The sequence below is a fragment of the Streptomyces sp. NBC_01267 genome (genome assembly GCF_036241575.1).
Lineage (GTDB): Bacteria > Actinomycetota > Actinomycetes > Streptomycetales > Streptomycetaceae > Streptomyces.
The window spans coordinates 373370-389874 of record NZ_CP108455.1; the positions used below are offsets into that span (position 1 = coordinate 373370).

Sequence of the window (16505 nt, forward strand, 5' to 3'; positions counted from 1 at the left end):
CCCCGGCACCACGGGGCGGACCGCATGCGAACGGCATACGCACCCGGTCACGGGGCTCGGCCGTCATGGCGGGCGGACCCGTGACCGGGAGCGCGCTCGGTCCGGCGGATCTGCTCCACCGGATACGGCGCCTCCCTGTTCCCGTACTGGAACTCGCGGAAGAAGTCCGACAGCACCACGGCGAGCGGCGCACGCCGGGTGAGGATCGCCGCAGCCGCCTCCGGGATTCCCGTGGGGCGCTCGCCTCGGGCATACGCGCGCACCTGCGCCTCGCGGTCGTCCCTCCCGTACCCGAACAGGGCGGTCACCAGCCAGTTCGCGAGGTAGGTAACCGCGTAGCAGCGGTCGTAGGACTGGTGCCGGTCGAAGAAGGCGGCCTCGTCCCGCGAGAGCTCGAACCGGGACGAGAGCGCGAGGCCGTAGTCCGCGAAGAAGAGGCGCCGGCCATCGGTCAGGATGTTCTCGAAGTGGAGGTCGAAGTGGAGGAGGCCCCGGCTGTTCATGAACGAGGTGCCGGCTTCCAGGCCCCTCTCGACCAAGGTGCAGGCCCGGTCGGCTGCCTCGCCGCCTCCCTCCAACTGCTCCCCCAGCCACTGGTGCAGGTTCTGCGGGATGTACTCCAGGAACAGCGCGACGCTCGCCGATGACTGCTGGAGCCCCTCGATCCGGCGGCGTATCTGCGATCCGCCGCCCCAGTAGGCGACGGCCCGTTCGACGTCGGCCAGTTCCCCGGGCAGCGGCGTCGAGTCCGGAAGTACCCGCCAGTGGTACATCAGGGGGAAGCTCTCGCATTCCCCCGCGAGTACCCAGTTCGTCGTCATCGTGTGCACGGCGAGTTCCCGCCAGGCCCCGCAGCCCGGCCCGCCGATGGTGCCGACACCGTACTGGCAGAAGACGGGCAGCTCGAACAGGTTCGCCGTGGACCGGACGTGTCCGGGCTGCCTCTCCAGGTCGGTGAGGGGCACCCGTTTCACGAAGACCGGTGTTCCGTCGATCTCCAGCAGCGCCGACTTCCCGCCGATGCCGGAACCGATCGGCTCGGCCGCGTCCACGAGGTCACCCAGTGCCTGATCGCTGTGCAGGGCCAGGGAGGTGGAGACGGCTCCATGGGCGGTGAGACGCGCGCTGCGCGACAGGTCGGTGCACTTCACTGCTGCCTCCGTCCGGACATCGTTCTCTGATCCTCCGTCAGCTGTGTGCCTCACGGGATCCTCCGTCAGTGCCTCACGGGACGCGACCGCGCTCTCGCCCGTCAGGCTCTTCCCGCGGGACGCGCTCTCCGTTCGCACAATCTACCGGCGAGCCGCAGCCGCCCCCGGCCGCTCCCTCATAGCAAGCTTCTGAACTGATGTCACCTGACGCCGAGATCCGTCCCCCTGCGGGGCGGTCACCGGCTGACTCCATGGGTACGGGGCGGATCCACGCGCCATCTCCCACCCGGTGCCCGCGGAAAGGCATGGTGACCGTCCTGCCGAAGAGACCCGGAACACCGTTGTCCCGAAGGGAATCCCTTGCACCGACGAGAAAGGAAGCGGTGGCTGCCCGCAGCCGCCCTGAGCGGCACGCTCGCCGCAGGCGCTCTCGCCTTCCTCCCGACCATCGCGCAGGCTCAGAACGACGGCGAAGCGCAGCAACCCACCGCCCAGGCCGATTTCTCGGCAGCCGCAGCCGAGTTCGAGGTGCCGCTGCCCGTGCTGCTGGGCGTCGCCCACGAGGAATCCGGCTGGCAGCAGCACACCGGCTACAGCAACACCGGCGGGTGGGGACTGATGAACCTCACCGATGTGACGTCCGCGATGGCCGTCGACGGCGCCGCGGGCGCTTCCGGACGTTCCGACCTCGCCTCGTTCACCGGCCGCCCCGAACTGCACACCCTGCGGGCCGCCGCTGAACTGACCGGTCTCCCCGCCGAGAAGCTCCGGAACGACCGGCTCGACAACCTCCGTGGTGGAGCCGCCCTGCTCGCCTCGTACCAGAAGAAGCTCACCGGTCGCACCTCCGACGACCCGTCGGAGTGGACCGCCGCGATCGCCAGGTACAGCAGGCTGTCCGACAAGAAGGCGGCCACGTCGTACGTCGACGACGTGTTCGCCACCCTCAGGTCCGGTGCCCGGCAGGAGTCCCCGGCGGGAACGCCGGTCACCCTGGCGGCCGTTCCGTCGGCGAAGCCCGCCCCCGGCCAGCTGCGCGCACTCGCTCTCAAGGACACCGCAGCCCCGCAGGCCGAGTGCCCCGAGTCGATGAACTGCCGGTTCACCGCGGCGGCCCCGTCCAACGGTCAGGTCTCCGACCGTCCGGCCAACGGCATGAGGATCTCCCAGGTCATCATCCACACCACGGAGGGGTCGTACGACGGCGCCGTCAAGGCCTTCCGGACACCGGGGGGTTCCTCCGCGCACTACGTGATGCGCTCGTCGGACGGCGCCGTCACCCAGATGGTGCCCGACAAGGACATCGCGTTCGGTGACGGCAACTACGACAGCAACCTCCACTCGGTCCAGATCGAGCACGAGGGATTCTCCGCGCACGGTGCGGACTGGTACACGACGGCGGCGTACCGGCAGACGGCCGAGCTGGTGAAGTATCTGGCCGACCGGTACGACATCCCGCTGGACCGCCAGCACATCCTCGGGCACGACAATGTTCCCGGCCCCTCCGCCGGCACACTCACCGGCATGCACTGGGACCCGGCCGACGGGTGGGACTGGACCCGCTTCCTGCGGATGCTCGGCGCTCCGGTCGACAACGGTCGCCACGGGGTCGGAGCGGTCGGATCGGCAGTGACGATCACTCCCGGCTTCCACCGCAACCGGCAGACGTACACGGTCTGCCCCGCGGACGACCCGTCGGGCACCGTCACCGCCTGCACGCCGGTCACCGGGCCGTCGAGCGCGCTGTTCGTGCGCACCGCCCCCAGCAGCGACGCTCCGCTCGTCCTCGACCCGGTCGTGCACCCCGACCCGGCCGCCAAGGGCGGTACGGACAGGGTCAACGACTGGAGTGTCACCGTCCAGGCCGGCCAGCAGTTCGTCGTCGCCGACCGCCGGGGCAGTTGGACGGCCATCTGGTACGACGGCCAGAAGGGCTGGATCCACGACCCGCACGGTATGAACACCACTCCCGCCACGGGTGTACGGATCATCAGGGCGGTGGGCGACGGCGCCGCGCCGGTGTACGGCACCGCCTACCCGGACGCCGCCGAGTACCCGGCCGGGCTGTCCCCGTCGACGCAGGCACCCCTGACGGCGAAGAACTACGTGATCCCGGTCGGCCAGGCCTATGTCGCCGACCAGCCGCCCGCCGCGAGCGCCGACTTCTTCCCCTCGGGCGGGCAGGTGGTCACGGGGGCCAAGCACTACTACACGGTCCAGTTCAACCACCGCTACGTCCTGGTGAACGCCGCGGACGTCACGGCCACGCACACGCCGGGGCGCTGACAGCCGGGCGCGTTCCTCGGGGTGGGCCTGCCGTCTCCGGCAGCAGGGACGGCAGGCCCACTCGGTGTTCACGGACCGGTTCGGGGCCGTGGACACGCACGGTCAGGGCGTCTCGCGCGCCGCCCGGTGTCCGTCAGGGCCCGTACGCGAGCCGTACCGTCAGCGGCGCGTGCCGCACGGTGAGCGGCTTCGCGAACCGCACGGTGGCCGTGGTGCCGGAGAGCGTCACCTCGGCGCCCCGCAGTTCCCCGGCGCTCCCCGACGTACGCAGCCGTACGGTCCGGGTGCCTTGCGGCACCTGGAGTGTCAGCCGGCGCACGGCGAGCGACCCGTGCCGCACCAGAACGCTGTCCGTCTGGACTCCACCCGCCCGCTTCTGCGTGAACGTGCCCCAGGCCGCGCCCGTACTGAAGAACGAGCGGTGGTCGGCCGGCCGCCAGGTGGGTGCGAAGGTGAGGGCGCCTTCCGGACCGTTGGAGGAGAAGCCCTGAGCCGCCGTCAGCAGCGACCAGGAGGAGAGCGTGCGGCCGTAGTACTTGCCGCACTCGTCGTCGCCGAACGGGCTGCCCGTGCCGTCGCCGGTCGAGCAGGTGCCCATGCTGATGTACGGGCCCTTGCGCGCCTTTCCGTCGTAGCGGTCGGAGATCGCCTTCACGGCCCTGAGACCCTCCGCCGTCTGTCCGCGCTGAAGCATCAGAGCCGCCGCCGAGTACTCGAAGCCCGACATCAACTCGTCGTAGTAGAGCGGGGTGTTGGACGGCTTGTCGCCGTGCGGCCAGGTCGTCATCTGCAGACCGCCGTCGGTTTCGAGGGCGTACTGGCGGAACTGGTGCGCGTAGTTGTAGCCGGAGTACGGGGTGTCGCCGAGGAGGTTGTCGCGGTAGTTGTTCTTGAAGAGGTTCTTCGCGGCGAGGTCCATGTGCGCGCTGTCGTAGATGTCGCCGAGGCCGAGCTGGGTGGACCACCACTGGCCGAGCAGCATGTCCACCTCGGAGCCGTTGCCGTACGAGGCGCCGACGCCCGAGTTGACCTCGGTGTAGTACTCGCCGTTGAAGTAGGCCTTCTCACCGGCTGTGCGGCCCTTCTCGTAGATCGAGGCGTACAGCTGGGCGGCCTTGGTGTCGCCCTCCGCCTCGGCCATCTTCTGCGAGGCGTGCACCGAGGCGAGGTACATCGAGCCCAGCCAGGAGCCGTTGCCCGTCTCGCCGCCGTCGAGGGTGGTGTTGAAGCTGCCGGTCAGGATGCCGTCGTGGTCGGCGTCGCCGAGCCCGACGACGTAGTCCATGGACTTCTCGACCTTCGCCCAGTTGGCGTCCAGCCACTTCTTGTCGGTGGTCTGATAGGTCCGGTAGGCGGAGAGAAGAACGCCCGTCTGGCCGTCCATCGTGAAGCTGCTGTCGCCGTCGAACCGCATCGGGATCTTGCCGGAGCTGTCGGCGTTGTCGAGCCACTGCTGCGTCCAGCGCCGGCCGACCTCCGGCCACAGCCAGGCCTGCGCCTGGGCGTAGTGGAAGACGTGTGTCGGCATGCCGGGGCAGCAGCCCCAGCCCTCGCGTGCGCCGAAGAAGCCGTTCTTCGCCCACCACACGGAAGGCGAGTGCAGCACGGCGGTGGCCGCGGACACCCGGTCGATGAGATAGCGCGGCAGGTTCGAGTCGTAGAGGGAGTCGTGGTACGCGGTGGTGTCGGCGAGCAGCCGGTCGTAGTTCCGGGTGACGTACGAGGAGACGTCGTCGGCGGAGTTCCACCAGTTCTCGTACTGGCGGCCGTCCCCGCCGTTGTAGTTCTTGGCGCCGGGGAAGTGCCAGTTCAGGGCGATGGGCACGGTGGTGTGTCCGCCCGGTTCCAGGGTTACGGATACCGAGAGCGCGCCGTCGACCGTCGTCCGGTCGGCCGGGCTCGACGCGTCCTTCGACCCGCTCAGCTTCCCGTCGTCGGCGAGGTCCGCGGAGAGCGAACTCAGCGAGTCCCAGGAGGCCGTCGCCGATACGTTCTTCCCGTACGCGGTGAGGTTCATGGTGCCCGCGCCATCCTTGCCGGACATGCTCAGGCCGGTCTGCGGTCCCTGAGCGCCCGAGGCTGCGGTCACCCGGGTGCGGTTGGCGCCGTAGCCGTCGACGACGCGGTCGTCGGCGCCGCCGACGGTGTCGTAACCGTTGAAACCGACGGCGTTCTGCTGCGACGCGAGCAGCGACACCTTGACGGGTTTACGGGTGGGGTTGTCGAGTGTGAAGCGGTAGATCGCGGTCGGGATCGCGGAGTCCTTGGCATCGCCCGGAATCATCGGGTTGACGACGTCCTCCGAGACCCGCACGGGAAGCTGGTCGTCCTTGAAGTCGTACCCCAATTGCGGGTATTCGCCCTGCTGCGTCAGCGACTTCATGGCGGGGAACGCGGTGTCGCCGACAGCCTTCGTCTGGAGCGCCCGCACCACCGGGCGGCCCCCCTGTGCCTGGGCGCGCACCCCGAAGAAGCTGTTCGGCAGCTTGCCCTGGGTGTAGGTGTCCTCGTCGAGCTGCCAGCTGCCGGGCGAGAGCTTGCCGATGTTGTTGAAGATCCACCAGGTGGGCCGGGCGCCGGTGCCGTCGTGGACGATGCCTGCCGAACCGAGCGGTCCGACGGGGAAGCGCGTGTCGGTGAGATGGTCCCCGCTGTAGGTCGCGGGCGCACCCTTGCCCGAGAGGTCCGTGTACGGCCGGGCGAGCGTGGTGACCGGTTCGGACTCCCCGCCGTCCGCGTCGAGCGCGACGACCCGGTAGAACCAGGTTCCTTCCTTGCCCGCCGAACGGTCCTGGTAGGAGGGGGACTTGACGGTCGCCACCTTCGTGTAGGCGCCGTCCTGCGCGGTGGAGCGGTACACCTCGTATCCGGTGACCTGCGGGTCGGGCGCCGCCTGCCAGGTCAGGGAGACCGCGTCGGCGGTGCGGGTGGTACGGGGCGCGGTCGGGGCGGGCGGCACGTTCGCCCGGACGTCGTCGAGGGTGACATGGCCCCACGCCGCCGTGGACTTGTCGACGACCTTCAGGACGACGTCCTTGCCGACGAGCGACGAACCGTCGAGCGTGCGGTAGGCCATCACCTCGGAGTCGGCGCCGCTCGCGCGCGCGACCTCCTTGCCGCAGCCGTCGGCGGCGGTCGCGTCGTACGCGCAGAGCGCCACGTACGTGTTCGCGCCGGAACCGCCGCCGACGAGCATCGTCACGGTGGGCCGGGCCAGGGTGAACTTCGGTGAGACGACCGTGCCGGTGTAGCTGTCGCTGGGCTGCTGTCCGGCGGTCTCCAGGGTGGAGAGGAACCAGGTGCCCTCCTTGAGGTAGGGGGCGTCCGAGTTGTGGAACCGGGCGCGGTCCGTGACCAGTTGTCCGAACGCACCGGACGCGACGCGCCAGCCCTCCGGCAGCACGCCGCCCTCGAACCCCTCGGTGAAAGCGGGGGCGGTTGCGGAGCCCACGGCGTCCACGGGGGAGGCTCCGGTGAGTGCTCCCGTGCCGATCAGGGCCGAAACGGCTATCAGGGCGGTGGTGAGAGTACGGGAGCGGCGTGCGCGCCCGGCGGGGAGAGGCGCCACAGTCATCAGCCTGCCATCCGCTTGCGCAGGTCGGCCTCGCGGTCCGCGTCCCAGTACTTGGCGTCCAGCTCGAAGAATACCGAGGTGTAGGGCAGCGTGAGGTCGGTCTTCAGGATGATGACGCCGAACTCCTTGCCCGCGTCGTCGAGTTTCCCGATCAGGTCGTCGTGCAGCAGGGACTTCGTCTCCTGGCCGGCGAGTGCCTTGCCGAGGTCCTTGCGGTAGGCGGTGATGCCCGGCGCCGACTTCTCCGGTACGTAGGACAGCTCCTTGTCGAGCTGGATGTGGGCCTTCACGTGCGGCTGCCTGTCCAGCATGCCCACGACGTCCTTGACGACATCGACCTGGTGGCCGCCGGTGACGATCGTCCTGACACCCGGGCTGGTCTGCTGCGGGTAGGCGGAGTCGGTGACCACGATCCAGTTGCGGTGCCCCAGCGAGGGCAGCGCCGTGCTGAGCTGCCGCTGCCAGGAACTGCCGGAGCCGTTCCCGGTCGCCCGGGTGGCTGCCGACGCGGCATCCCCCGGAGCGAGGGCGAGCGCCCCCGCGGCGAGAGCAGCCAGTGCGACGACTGGGGCGACGATGGTGAAACGGAGTGAGCGCATACGCAGTACCTCCGATGAATTGGCCTCTTCGGCGCACAGTTTCGACACGCAGATGAAACTGAAGACTCATGAGGGGATATAGATCCGATCAATCCAGGTGCCGAGCCTAGACGCTGAGTCATGCACCTGCCAATGGCTGGGACAGGTCCCGTCCTGGGCTTCGCGCGAGTCGGCCGCAAGCTGTGGCTGCGTCACGATCACCGGCCCGCCCCCGGACCGCATAGGGTCGCGGGTCGGGGTGGCCTGAGAGGAGAAGAGCCTGAATCAGCCCGGCCCCGAAAATATCCTGTCACCGACGCGCACCACTCTCTCTGCCGCCTCGGCCAAGGAGTTCGACGTATGCCTCCTCTCTTCCCGGCACTGACCGCGGGCTCGGCCCGCCCGGCGCTGCGCTTCGGCGACCGGTCGCTCAGTCATGCCGAGCTGGCCGCCGCAGCGGGAGCGGCGGCGGCCCTGCTCGGCGGGGCCGGGCGGGTCGCCGTCTGGGCCACGCCCACCCTGGAGACCGCCGTGGGCGTCGTCGCCGCACTGCTCGCCGGGGTGCCCGCCGTGCCGCTCAACCCGCGGACCGGTGAGCGCGAGCTGGCGCACATCCTGTCCGACAGCGCGCCCTCTCTGGTCCTGGCGGCGCCCGGCGACGAACTCCCGCCGGTGCTCGCCGCGTTGGACCGGGTGGACATCGACGTACGGGCGGCCTCCGGTCCCCACGCGCTCCCCGGTGAGCCGTCCGACGAGGCACCCGCCCTGATCGTCTACACCTCCGGCACCACCGGGCCGCCCAAGGGTGTCGTCCTGCCGCGCCGGGCGATCACCTCCACCCTGGACGCGCTGGCCGACGCCTGGGAGTGGACAGGCGACGACGTGCTGGTCCACTCCCTTCCCCTCTTCCACGTCCACGGGCTGATCCTCGGCATCCTGGGCCCGCTGCGCCGGGGTGGCGCCGTGCACCATCTCGGCCGCTTCGAGACGGACGCGGTCGCCCGCGAACTGGCCGCTCACGGCACGATGTTCTTCGGTGTCCCCACCATGTACCACCGCATCGCCGAGGCACTCCCCCAGGAACCGGCACTGGTCAAGGCCCTGTCCGGCGCGCGGCTGCTGGTATCGGGGTCGGCCGCGCTGCCGGTGTACGACCACGAGCGCATCGCCTCCGCGACCGGCCGACGGGTCATCGAGCGGTACGGCATGACCGAGACCCTGATGAACACGAGCGTCCGCGCCGACGGCGAGCCGCGGCCGGGCACGGTCGGCGTGCCGCTGAGCGGGGTGAAGGTGCGACTGGTCGAGGAGTCGGGCGAGGAGATCACGGCGTACGACAGCGAGACCGTCGGCGAGATCCAGGTGTGCGGCCCGAACCTGTTCACCGAGTACCTGAACCGGCCGGACGCGACCGCCGCGGCCTTCGACGGCGCGTGGTTCCGTACCGGCGACATGGCCACCCGCGATCCGGACGGCGCTGTCCGCATCGTCGGCCGGAAGGCCACCGACCTCATCAAGAGCGGCGGCTACAAGATCGGTGCGGGCGAGATCGAGAACGCCCTCCTGGACCATCCTGCGGTACGCGAGGCCGCGGTCACCGGCGAGCCCGACCAGGACCTGGGCGAGCGGATCGTCGCCTGGATCGTCCCGGTGGACGCCCAACTCCCGCCCACGGTAGATGAGTTGGCCCGGCACGTGGCGCGGCAGCTGGCCCCCCACAAGCGGCCCCGCGAGGTACGGCTGCTCGACGCGCTGCCCCGCAACGACATGGGCAAGATCATGAAGCGGGCGTTGCATGGCTGACCTGTGGACGGCCCGCGAGGCGATCGGTGCGGTGGCGGATCCGGGTTCCTTCAGCGACGTGCCGCACTCGCCGCACGTCCGCGAGTGCGACGGCCCGCTCGGCTGGCCCGGGTACGACGAGTCGACCGTACGGGCCGCGGCGCGCACCGGCGAGCGCGAGTCCGTCGTCTGCGGGACCGCGTCGATCGGCGGCCGGGCGGCGGTTCTCGTCTCCTTCGAGTTCGGCTTCCTCGGCGGCTCGCTGGGGGAACCCACGGGCGACCTCCTGGAAGCCGCCTTCACCCTGGCCCGTGAGCGGCGCACCCCGCTGGTCTCGCTGATCGCCACCGGCGGCAGCCGGATGCAGGAGGGCATGCGCGCACTGGCCCAACTCCAGCGCGTGACACGTCAGTCCGCGCTGCTGCGGGACTCCGGCACCCCACAGATCGCGGTCCTGCGAGACCCCACGACCGGCGGCGGCTGGGCCACCCTCGGCGCGGGAGCGGATGTCGTCCTCGCGCTGCCCGGCGCGCAGGTGGGCTTCGCCGGATCGCGGGTACGGCCGCCGGGCGCCGATCCCACCGCGTACACCGCCGAGGGCCAACTGACCGCCGGGCATGTCGACGCACTGGTTCGCCCCGGGGAACTGCGCACCGCCCTGGCCGACTGGCTGTTGCTGCTCGCCGGGCCACGGGACGCCGGACCGCCCGAGCCGCCCGGCACACCCGTCGGGGAACCGGACCGCGCCACCTCCGGCCAGGAAGCCGTTGCCCTGGCCCGCTCCCCCGGTCGCCCGCGTGCCGCCGCGTACCTCGCCGCCTACTTCGACGGCCGCGTCCGGGAGATCAGCGGGGACCGCTGCGGCGGCACCGATCCGGGTATGCGCTGCGGCTTCGGCATCCACCGGGGCCGGACCGTCGCGTACGCCGCACAGTGCGGCACCGCGACCCGTCCGGCCGGATACCGCACCGCCACCCGCCTGGTCCGCCTCGCCGACGCCCTCGGCGTCCCGGTGCTCACCCTCATCGACACGCCCGGCGCCGCCAACGACGCCGAAGCGGAGCGATCCGGCGCGGGCGCGGCCATCGCCGGTCTCTTCACGGCCATGGCCACCGCCCGCGTCCCGCTCACCACACTCCTCATCGGCGAGGGCGGCTCGGGCGGTGCGCTCGCACTGGCCGCACCGGGCAACACCTGGGCCACGCCGGACAGTTACTTCTCGGTGATCGCCCCGGAGGCCGCTGCCGCCATCCTCAAGCGCGCCCCGGACCGGGCCGGGGAGACCGCCGACCAGTTGCGCCTGCGCCCCCACGATCTGGTGGAGCTGGGGATCGCACGTGGGGTGGTGAGCCTGTTCCCTCCTTCGTAGGGCTCGGGCCGACACGCACGGCGGGTGACCCGCCCGGTCGATCGGGCGGGCGCCCTCACCCCCGCTCTCGGTGGCGTGGGCCCGTTGACGACGGCGCTGTTGCTCCGGCAGGCACCGTGCAGGCCGCCGAGGGCTGAACCCGGCAGCACCCACCGTGGAACCGGTGAGCCGCGGGAGGCGTCCTGTGCAGGAAGTGGCAGCGTGAGAGGAAGGCTGGACATCTTGGAGTCGATCAGGGTGGCGGGTGCGTCCCGCCGCGCGGTGCTGGCCGGTGGTCTCGGGGCGGCACTGACCGTCGTTCCGTCGGCGTCCGCGGCATACGCTTCGGTCCCCGGCGGCGAAGCAGTACGGAAGCTGCGCGACCTGGAACAGGAACACGACGCCCGTCTGGGCGCGTTCGGCTGGAACACGGCGACCGGCCGACGGGTCTCCTATCGGGCGGACGAACTCTTCCCGCTGTGCTCGACGTCCAAGACGCCCGCGGTCGGAGCCGTACTGAGAGACCTCGACCGGGACGGTTCCTTCCTCCGGAAGGTCATTCACTACACCCAGCAGGACATCGACAGGTCCGGGGGCGCCCCGATCACCGGCCTGCCGGATAATCTTGCCCGGGGAATGACCGTCGAGGACCTGTGCGGGGCGGCCCTCTCGTACAGCGACAACACCGCGATCAACCTCCTGCTGGCCGAACTCGGCGGACCGGCGTCCGTCACCCGATTCTGCCGGTCACTCGGTGACACGGTGACCCGACTCGACCGCTGGGAGCCGGAGTTGAACTCGGCGGAGCCGGGCCGTACGACCGACACCACCACTCCTCACGCCATCGGGATGACTTACGCGCGCCTCGCTCTCGGGAACGCCCTGGAGGCGGCGGACCGGGAACGGTTGACAGGGTGGCTGCTGGCCAACACCACCGGGGACAAGCGGCTGCGCGCGGGCCTCCCCGAGGAGTGGACCGTCGGCGACAAGACCGGAACCGGCAGCTACGGCACCGCCAACGACGTGGGCATCGCCTGGCCACCCGGCCAGGGGCCGATCGTGCTGGCCGTCCTGTCCACCAAGCATGTCGCCGACGCCACGGCGGACGATTCCCTGATCGCCGAGACCGCCACCGTCCTGGCATCGGCCCTGATGCGTCAGGCGTGATGCGTCAGGCGTGACCTGTCACGGCCTTGGGGACCATCGGTACAGCCGTTGGCGCTAAGCCCTTGATCATGGTCGCTAGCTGCGGGTCTCCGCGTTCGGGTGGGGCTGGGCCTGGAGGCGTTCGCGGAGGTCGCTCTCTTCTGGGGTGAGTGGGTCCTCAGGGCGGCGGATGCGTACGGGCTTGGGCCTGAGCGGCAGGCCGTCGTCCACCGTGGCGGCCTCGGCTTCGGCCAGGGCTCGGTAGAGCGAGGCGACCGATGGGGACTTGCCCGCGTTCTTCCCGACCTTGATGGTGAGTTTCTTTGCGATCTCGGGGACGGGGACGCCCTTGTCCTTGAGTGCGACGGCGAAGGTGAGCATGTCGTCGTCGATGACCTTCGGGCGTCCTCCGTGGTTGCCCTTGGACGCGGCGATGACCTGGCCTTCGAGGGTCTTCTCCCGGATGTAGTTGCGCTCGATCTGCCCGGTGACGGCGAGGACAGCGAAAACATGGCGCCCATGCCGTTGGGGTCGTAGATGCCGGTGAGCGGGCCGGTGAGGAGTTCGAGCTGGATGCCGCCGGCCTGGAGTTCGGCGGACAGCGTCATCAGCTCGGCGGCGTTGTGGGCGAGGCGCTTGAGTTCGTGGACGGTGAAGATGACGGGGGTCTCGGGCGCGGCCTCCTTGAACTGGTGGGCCAGCGCGAGCGCCTTCTCCAGCTCGCGCCGGGCCTTGACCCGGGTGCTGATTTGCTCGGAGAAGACTTTGTGGCACTCCGCCCGGCGGAGGGCTTCGAGCCAATGCGGCCTGATCGGGTGTCAAATCCATGACGGCAGCCTCTCAGAAGTGCCTCGCACAACGTGCGGGTTTCGAGAGGACTTTTGCGAATGGCGACCTGGTGAAACGTAATCGCTTCCGGGCCTCTCGCAGAACTCTCACAGATGACCATTTCTGAGAATGACCATGTGTGATGTCCGTTGCCGGAGACCGCCCGCCGCGCGCAGGTAGGTAGCCCGCAGCAACATGGAGACCCCGACAGGGTTCGATGTCAGTGGCCCCGCGTACGGTCTGCCCATGGATGATCAGCGGTCGCCCTCTGATAGACGACGTCAGAACCTGGGAGTCCGTTCTGCCGTTCCTGGGGGCCAGCAACGCGGTTCGGCGTGCTCCGTCCGTTGGAGATCACGCATGAGCGAAATGCCGACGCACGAGGCAGAAGACGTACGACAGCCATGGGGCCGGGTCACCAAGTGGCTCGAACAGCACACTCCCGACGTCTTTGCTGAGCTTGGCGACCCGGGCAGCCCGACAGCCCTCAGCGGTACTGAAGACCGCATGAGCCTGAAGCTGCCGAGAGAAATGTGGCAGTGGCTTCTGTCGAACGACGTCGGTGCCGGGAGAAAACCCGATGCCCACTCGTGCCTGGTGGCGCTGGGGTGTGGGGGAGATGGAACCGTCCGACGACCCTGACTATCCGTCCTGGCGCCAAGAATGGGTGCCGATCGCCGCGGAGAGCGACGGCTTCTATGGGCGGTTCTTGAACACACGCACTGGAAGCATCGGGTCTTGGACCGAGGGCTCCTACCCCGAAGAAGGAAAGTTTCCCTCGCTGTTCGCCTTCGTCCAGGATGCAGCGGACCACCTGGAGGGAGTCTCCTCGGTCAACGCGAGAGAAACCGCCGGGGGCCCTATGCGCGACCGCGGTCCGGAGGGCGAGGCGATACGCCTCTGGGCCCGCGCGAACGGCTACCTCGTTAATGACAAGGGGCGCATCCCCGCCTTCATCCGCGAGGCGTACGAAGCATCACTGTGAGCGTCGTGATTGGCCTCGACGCCGACCTGTCCGGCGTCGAGTGGCTTGCCGAGAAGATCGGTCGCCGTCTTCACGCGGTGGCCGGCGGCTGGTGCGGACGGCACATCGCGCGCCCCTGCCCCAAGACTGCCGCCGACGGCTGTTACTTCTGCGAGGACTTCCAGACCGATCGACAGTTCCTGCCGATCCACCTCGACACCCTCGCCCGCACCCGCGAGCTGCAGGCCGGTGCCGAAGCGGCGGAACGGCCCCGCGCTGTCGCCGTCAACGAGCGACTGGCCACCGCCGTCGAGCACGTCATCGCCCGTATCACTGACCAGGACCACGATGGCCTGGCCCCGACACTGGACGCGGGCGACACCGGTCACCAGGCGACCGAAAGGGCAACCGATGCGGGCTGACAACTCGGACCACTTGGTCGAGGCCGCCCAACAACGCCGCCTGGACTGCATCGAGCGCGTTAATTGTGTTCTCGACAGCCTGGAACACGATGGCGGTCCGGTCACCGTCTCCGGGGTCGCCTCCCGAGCCGGGGTCTCCCGGACATTCCTCTACGACGACGCCCAGGCAACCCTGCTGGCCAGACTGCGGGGCCTCGCCAGCCGACAGCCCGCCTCGGGCCGACCCGCCCTGCCCGACAAGGAGCGCATCACCACCAAGTCCCACGAGGCCGTCGTGCGCGCGCTGCGGGGAGCCAACCGAAAGCTCAACGAGGAGAACGAGCGCCTCCGCAACGAGCTCGCCGTCGCACTCGGGCAGATCCGCGACCTCCGCCGCCGCATCCCCACACAGTCCGCGGCCCAACGCGACTGACGCTCTCCCAGCCCGGACGCTGGACGAACGCGTCCGAGGTGAAACCGGCGCATGTCATGATCGGCGCATGGACGAATACTCGTGGCCGGACAACGGCGTCGAGGCCGGAGCTCGCTCCCAGGCAGCCTGGTGCGCGACCTGCCTGGCCCTGCCCGTCGGAACCTCGGTGACCGGCAAGGTCATCGGCCGCCAGCCCTTCGGCGTCTTCATCACCATCGACAACGCCCCAGACGTGATCGGCCTGGCCGAGATCATGGCGATGCCCAGGGATGCCGTGCTCCCGCTCATCGGAACCCGCGTCAGCGGCGAAGTCATCTGGCATGCCGACCACAACTACCAGGTGAAGATCAAGCTCGACGAATGGAAGGCAAGTACCTGATGCCTAGGCCCAGGCAGGACTGGTGCAGCCGACTGGGCCGACCCGCCGCGGTCGTCCTGTTCAGGACCCCACTCAAGTGGCGCTTCGCGGTCTACCTCGCCGAGCCCGGCGGTGTTCTGGACGGCGCGCTTCCCAACGAATCGCCCGGCGGTTCCCCCGAGTCCGCTCAGGAGGCTATGCACCGCTGGATCGAGGACACCTTCCAACGGCCGGTCACCATGGCCTGGACGCCCACCGACAAACCGGACTGGTGGACAGGGGATGTCACCGCAACCCGGTCCGGAACCGCGGTGGAGCAGCGGGAACCCCTGGCCAATGAGCACCTCCCAGGAGCTCCCTGAGAGACTTCGCCGCATGGGATTGTTCAAGCGAAACAGCAGGCCAGACGGTGTTGCGGCAGAATCCGATCAAACTGAACTGAGCACCCTGCTCCTGCAGGGCGAAGACATGATCGAGCAGCTGGCACAAGCACACATGTCCTGGGGACTCGGCTCAGCGGACCGATGGGGACTCGACCAGCGCACCGGAATCATCACCTGGACCTTCCCCGACAAGACCGCCACCGCGCCGGCGCAGATCATCGGCAGCTACAACCCCTCAGCGGCCTCCTGGCTCTGGGCATGGGCCAATGAGAGCATCCTCCCCGAGATGAGCCGAGACGCTCGCACCGTCCGCGACTGGGCGAAGGACCACGGCCACCTCGCGCTTACCCAACCGAAGGTCGACGCCGACGAGGGCAAGGCCGCCACGCTCGCTGCACTCGCCCTCAGGATCACTGAGGCCACAGGCTTCTACCGAGGCACCGGCAGTACATCGATCCCGATCATCACCTTCGGAGCCGTGACTCTGACCGCCGAGGACGGCACGACATCAACCTTCAAGATTGATATCGGCTGACGCCCCGACCGGAGAGCCGCGCCCACCCGGCACCCAGTGGGAGTGCAGCCATCGCTGCGGCTATCGGTCTCAGGCGTCGGCGCGCAGGAGTTGGATCAGGCCAACCCAGGTCCGCTCGTCGACCTCAGCGTGAACGGCGCGAACCGTCCAGCGACCGCCGGGCAGCGGGACGGGTCCTTGGTCGGGCAGCCCACCGCCATTGGGGTACTCGACGTTCAGTTCGGTCCCTGCGGTGACGGAGTCCACGAGCACCGCCGGCCCGTCCGTCTCCCAGGTGCCGCACTCCTCCCACTCGACAGCGGGGTCGGCGAGGACGGCCTCGGCCACAGCGAGCAGATCGGCCTCGGAGTCAGCAGCGAGCCAGCGGAGGAAGGCATGGTGCCGCGGGAGGTAGCAGGTGCTAGCGGGCTCGTCTGCCAAGATCAGTGCCCGCGCACCGTCCTCGCCCACGGCAATCACCCCGGCCAGACCGTCCACCTCGCAAGCGCGGTCGTAGTCGTCCGGGGTGTCCGCGTCGCTGATGACCATCCCCGTTTCCGTGCAGCCGCCCCATCTGGCCAGTGCGGAAACAGGGACGACTATCAGCGGGCCGCCCATCGACTCCACCCAGGGGTGGGAACGCTGGGCTGAACCGGCTTGGGTGGATGAGGGTGTGCTCATGTTGCGAGTCTGCCCTCTGCCACTGACAATGCTCCACCAGGTTGACCAGGGATTGGCCCCTTTCCCCGGAGCCGCATC

15 protein-coding genes and 1 pseudogene are annotated in these 16505 nt (G+C 69.5%); 10 read left to right on the forward strand and 6 right to left on the reverse strand.

The features are described 5' to 3' along the window. Nucleotides 1-47: 47 nt before the first annotated feature. On the reverse strand, nt 48-1151 hold the full coding sequence (locus OG709_RS01940; RefSeq protein WP_329164517.1) for a protein kinase family protein: 1104 nt from the start codon (nt 1149-1151) through the stop codon (nt 48-50). 360 nt (nt 1152-1511) lie between these two features. Here OG709_RS01940 and OG709_RS01945 point away from each other — a divergent pair, with 360 nt between their 5' ends. Beyond that, nucleotides 1512-3437: an N-acetylmuramoyl-L-alanine amidase gene (locus OG709_RS01945; protein ID WP_329164518.1), complete on the forward strand. Its 1926-nt coding sequence runs from the start codon at nt 1512-1514 to the stop codon at nt 3435-3437. 133 nt (nt 3438-3570) lie between these two features. On the opposite strand, the gene OG709_RS01950 is transcribed toward OG709_RS01945, so the two are convergent. Both OG709_RS01950 and OG709_RS01955 read right to left on the reverse strand, forming a co-directional pair. After that, on the reverse strand, nt 3571-7011 hold the full coding sequence (locus tag OG709_RS01950) for a GH116 family glycosyl-hydrolase (protein ID WP_329164520.1): 3441 nt from the start codon (nt 7009-7011) through the stop codon (nt 3571-3573). Continuing rightward, the gene (locus OG709_RS01955) at nt 7011-7610 is read right to left on the reverse strand and encodes a hypothetical protein (RefSeq protein WP_250304900.1); all 600 of its coding nucleotides are present in this window, start codon (nt 7608-7610) and stop codon (nt 7011-7013) included. Before OG709_RS01955 ends, OG709_RS01950 begins: the two co-directional genes overlap by 1 nt. Before the next feature lie 339 nt (nt 7611-7949). On the opposite strand from OG709_RS01955, the gene OG709_RS01960 reads away from it, so the two are divergent. From OG709_RS01960 to bla, 3 genes are all read left to right on the forward strand, one after another. Then, a complete protein-coding gene (locus tag OG709_RS01960) occupies nt 7950-9392 on the forward strand; it encodes an acyl-CoA synthetase (protein WP_266644576.1) in 1443 nt (480 codons plus the stop codon). Next, nucleotides 9385-10740, forward strand: a complete 1356-nt coding sequence (locus OG709_RS01965) for a carboxyl transferase domain-containing protein (protein ID WP_250304898.1) — start codon at nt 9385-9387, stop codon at nt 10738-10740. Before OG709_RS01960 ends, OG709_RS01965 begins: the two co-directional genes overlap by 8 nt. A 201-nt stretch (nt 10741-10941) precedes the next feature. Next, nucleotides 10942-11886: a class A beta-lactamase gene (gene bla / locus OG709_RS01970; protein WP_250304897.1), complete on the forward strand. Its 945-nt coding sequence runs from the start codon at nt 10942-10944 to the stop codon at nt 11884-11886. Between the two features lie 75 nt (nt 11887-11961). Here the strand turns inward: bla and OG709_RS01975 are convergent, their stop codons facing one another. Next, nucleotides 11962-12246 carry a hypothetical protein gene (locus OG709_RS01975; RefSeq protein WP_329164523.1) on the reverse strand — a complete coding sequence of 95 codons (285 nt, stop codon included), beginning with the start codon at nt 12244-12246 and terminating at the stop codon, nt 11962-11964. Between the two features lie 203 nt (nt 12247-12449). Further along, nucleotides 12450-12677 (reverse strand): annotated as a pseudogene (locus OG709_RS36020) (recombinase family protein); the annotation flags it as partial. Nucleotides 12678-13312: 635 nt separating this feature from the next. On the opposite strand from OG709_RS36020, the gene OG709_RS01980 reads away from it, so the two are divergent. The 6 genes from OG709_RS01980 (at nt 13313) to OG709_RS02005 (ending at nt 15767) form a co-directional block, all read left to right on the forward strand. Beyond that, nucleotides 13313-13678, forward strand: coding sequence for an Lsr2 family DNA-binding protein (locus OG709_RS01980; protein WP_329164525.1), 366 nt, complete (start codon nt 13313-13315; stop codon nt 13676-13678). Further along, nucleotides 13675-14079: a hypothetical protein gene (locus tag OG709_RS01985; protein ID WP_250304894.1), complete on the forward strand. Its 405-nt coding sequence runs from the start codon at nt 13675-13677 to the stop codon at nt 14077-14079. Before OG709_RS01980 ends, OG709_RS01985 begins: the two co-directional genes overlap by 4 nt. Beyond that, nucleotides 14069-14491 (forward strand): DUF6262 family protein, encoded by a 423-nt coding sequence (locus tag OG709_RS01990; protein WP_266644568.1) that lies wholly within the window; start codon nt 14069-14071, stop codon nt 14489-14491. The genes OG709_RS01985 and OG709_RS01990 overlap by 11 nt, the downstream gene beginning before the upstream one ends. A 67-nt stretch (nt 14492-14558) precedes the next feature. Then, nucleotides 14559-14870, forward strand: a complete 312-nt coding sequence (locus OG709_RS01995) for a hypothetical protein (RefSeq protein WP_250304892.1) — start codon at nt 14559-14561, stop codon at nt 14868-14870. Next, nucleotides 14870-15211, forward strand: a complete 342-nt coding sequence (locus OG709_RS02000) for a hypothetical protein (RefSeq protein ID WP_266644566.1) — start codon at nt 14870-14872, stop codon at nt 15209-15211. The genes OG709_RS01995 and OG709_RS02000 overlap by 1 nt, the downstream gene beginning before the upstream one ends. 13 nt (nt 15212-15224) lie before the next feature. Continuing rightward, entirely contained in the window at nt 15225-15767 is a 543-nt protein-coding gene (locus OG709_RS02005; RefSeq protein WP_329164529.1) for a DUF6882 domain-containing protein, read from the forward strand. 69 nt (nt 15768-15836) lie between these two features. On the opposite strand, the gene OG709_RS02010 is transcribed toward OG709_RS02005, so the two are convergent. Continuing rightward, nucleotides 15837-16427, reverse strand: a complete 591-nt coding sequence (locus OG709_RS02010) for an immunity 21 family protein (RefSeq protein ID WP_329164531.1) — start codon at nt 16425-16427, stop codon at nt 15837-15839. Between the last annotated feature and the right edge of the window lie 78 nt (nt 16428-16505).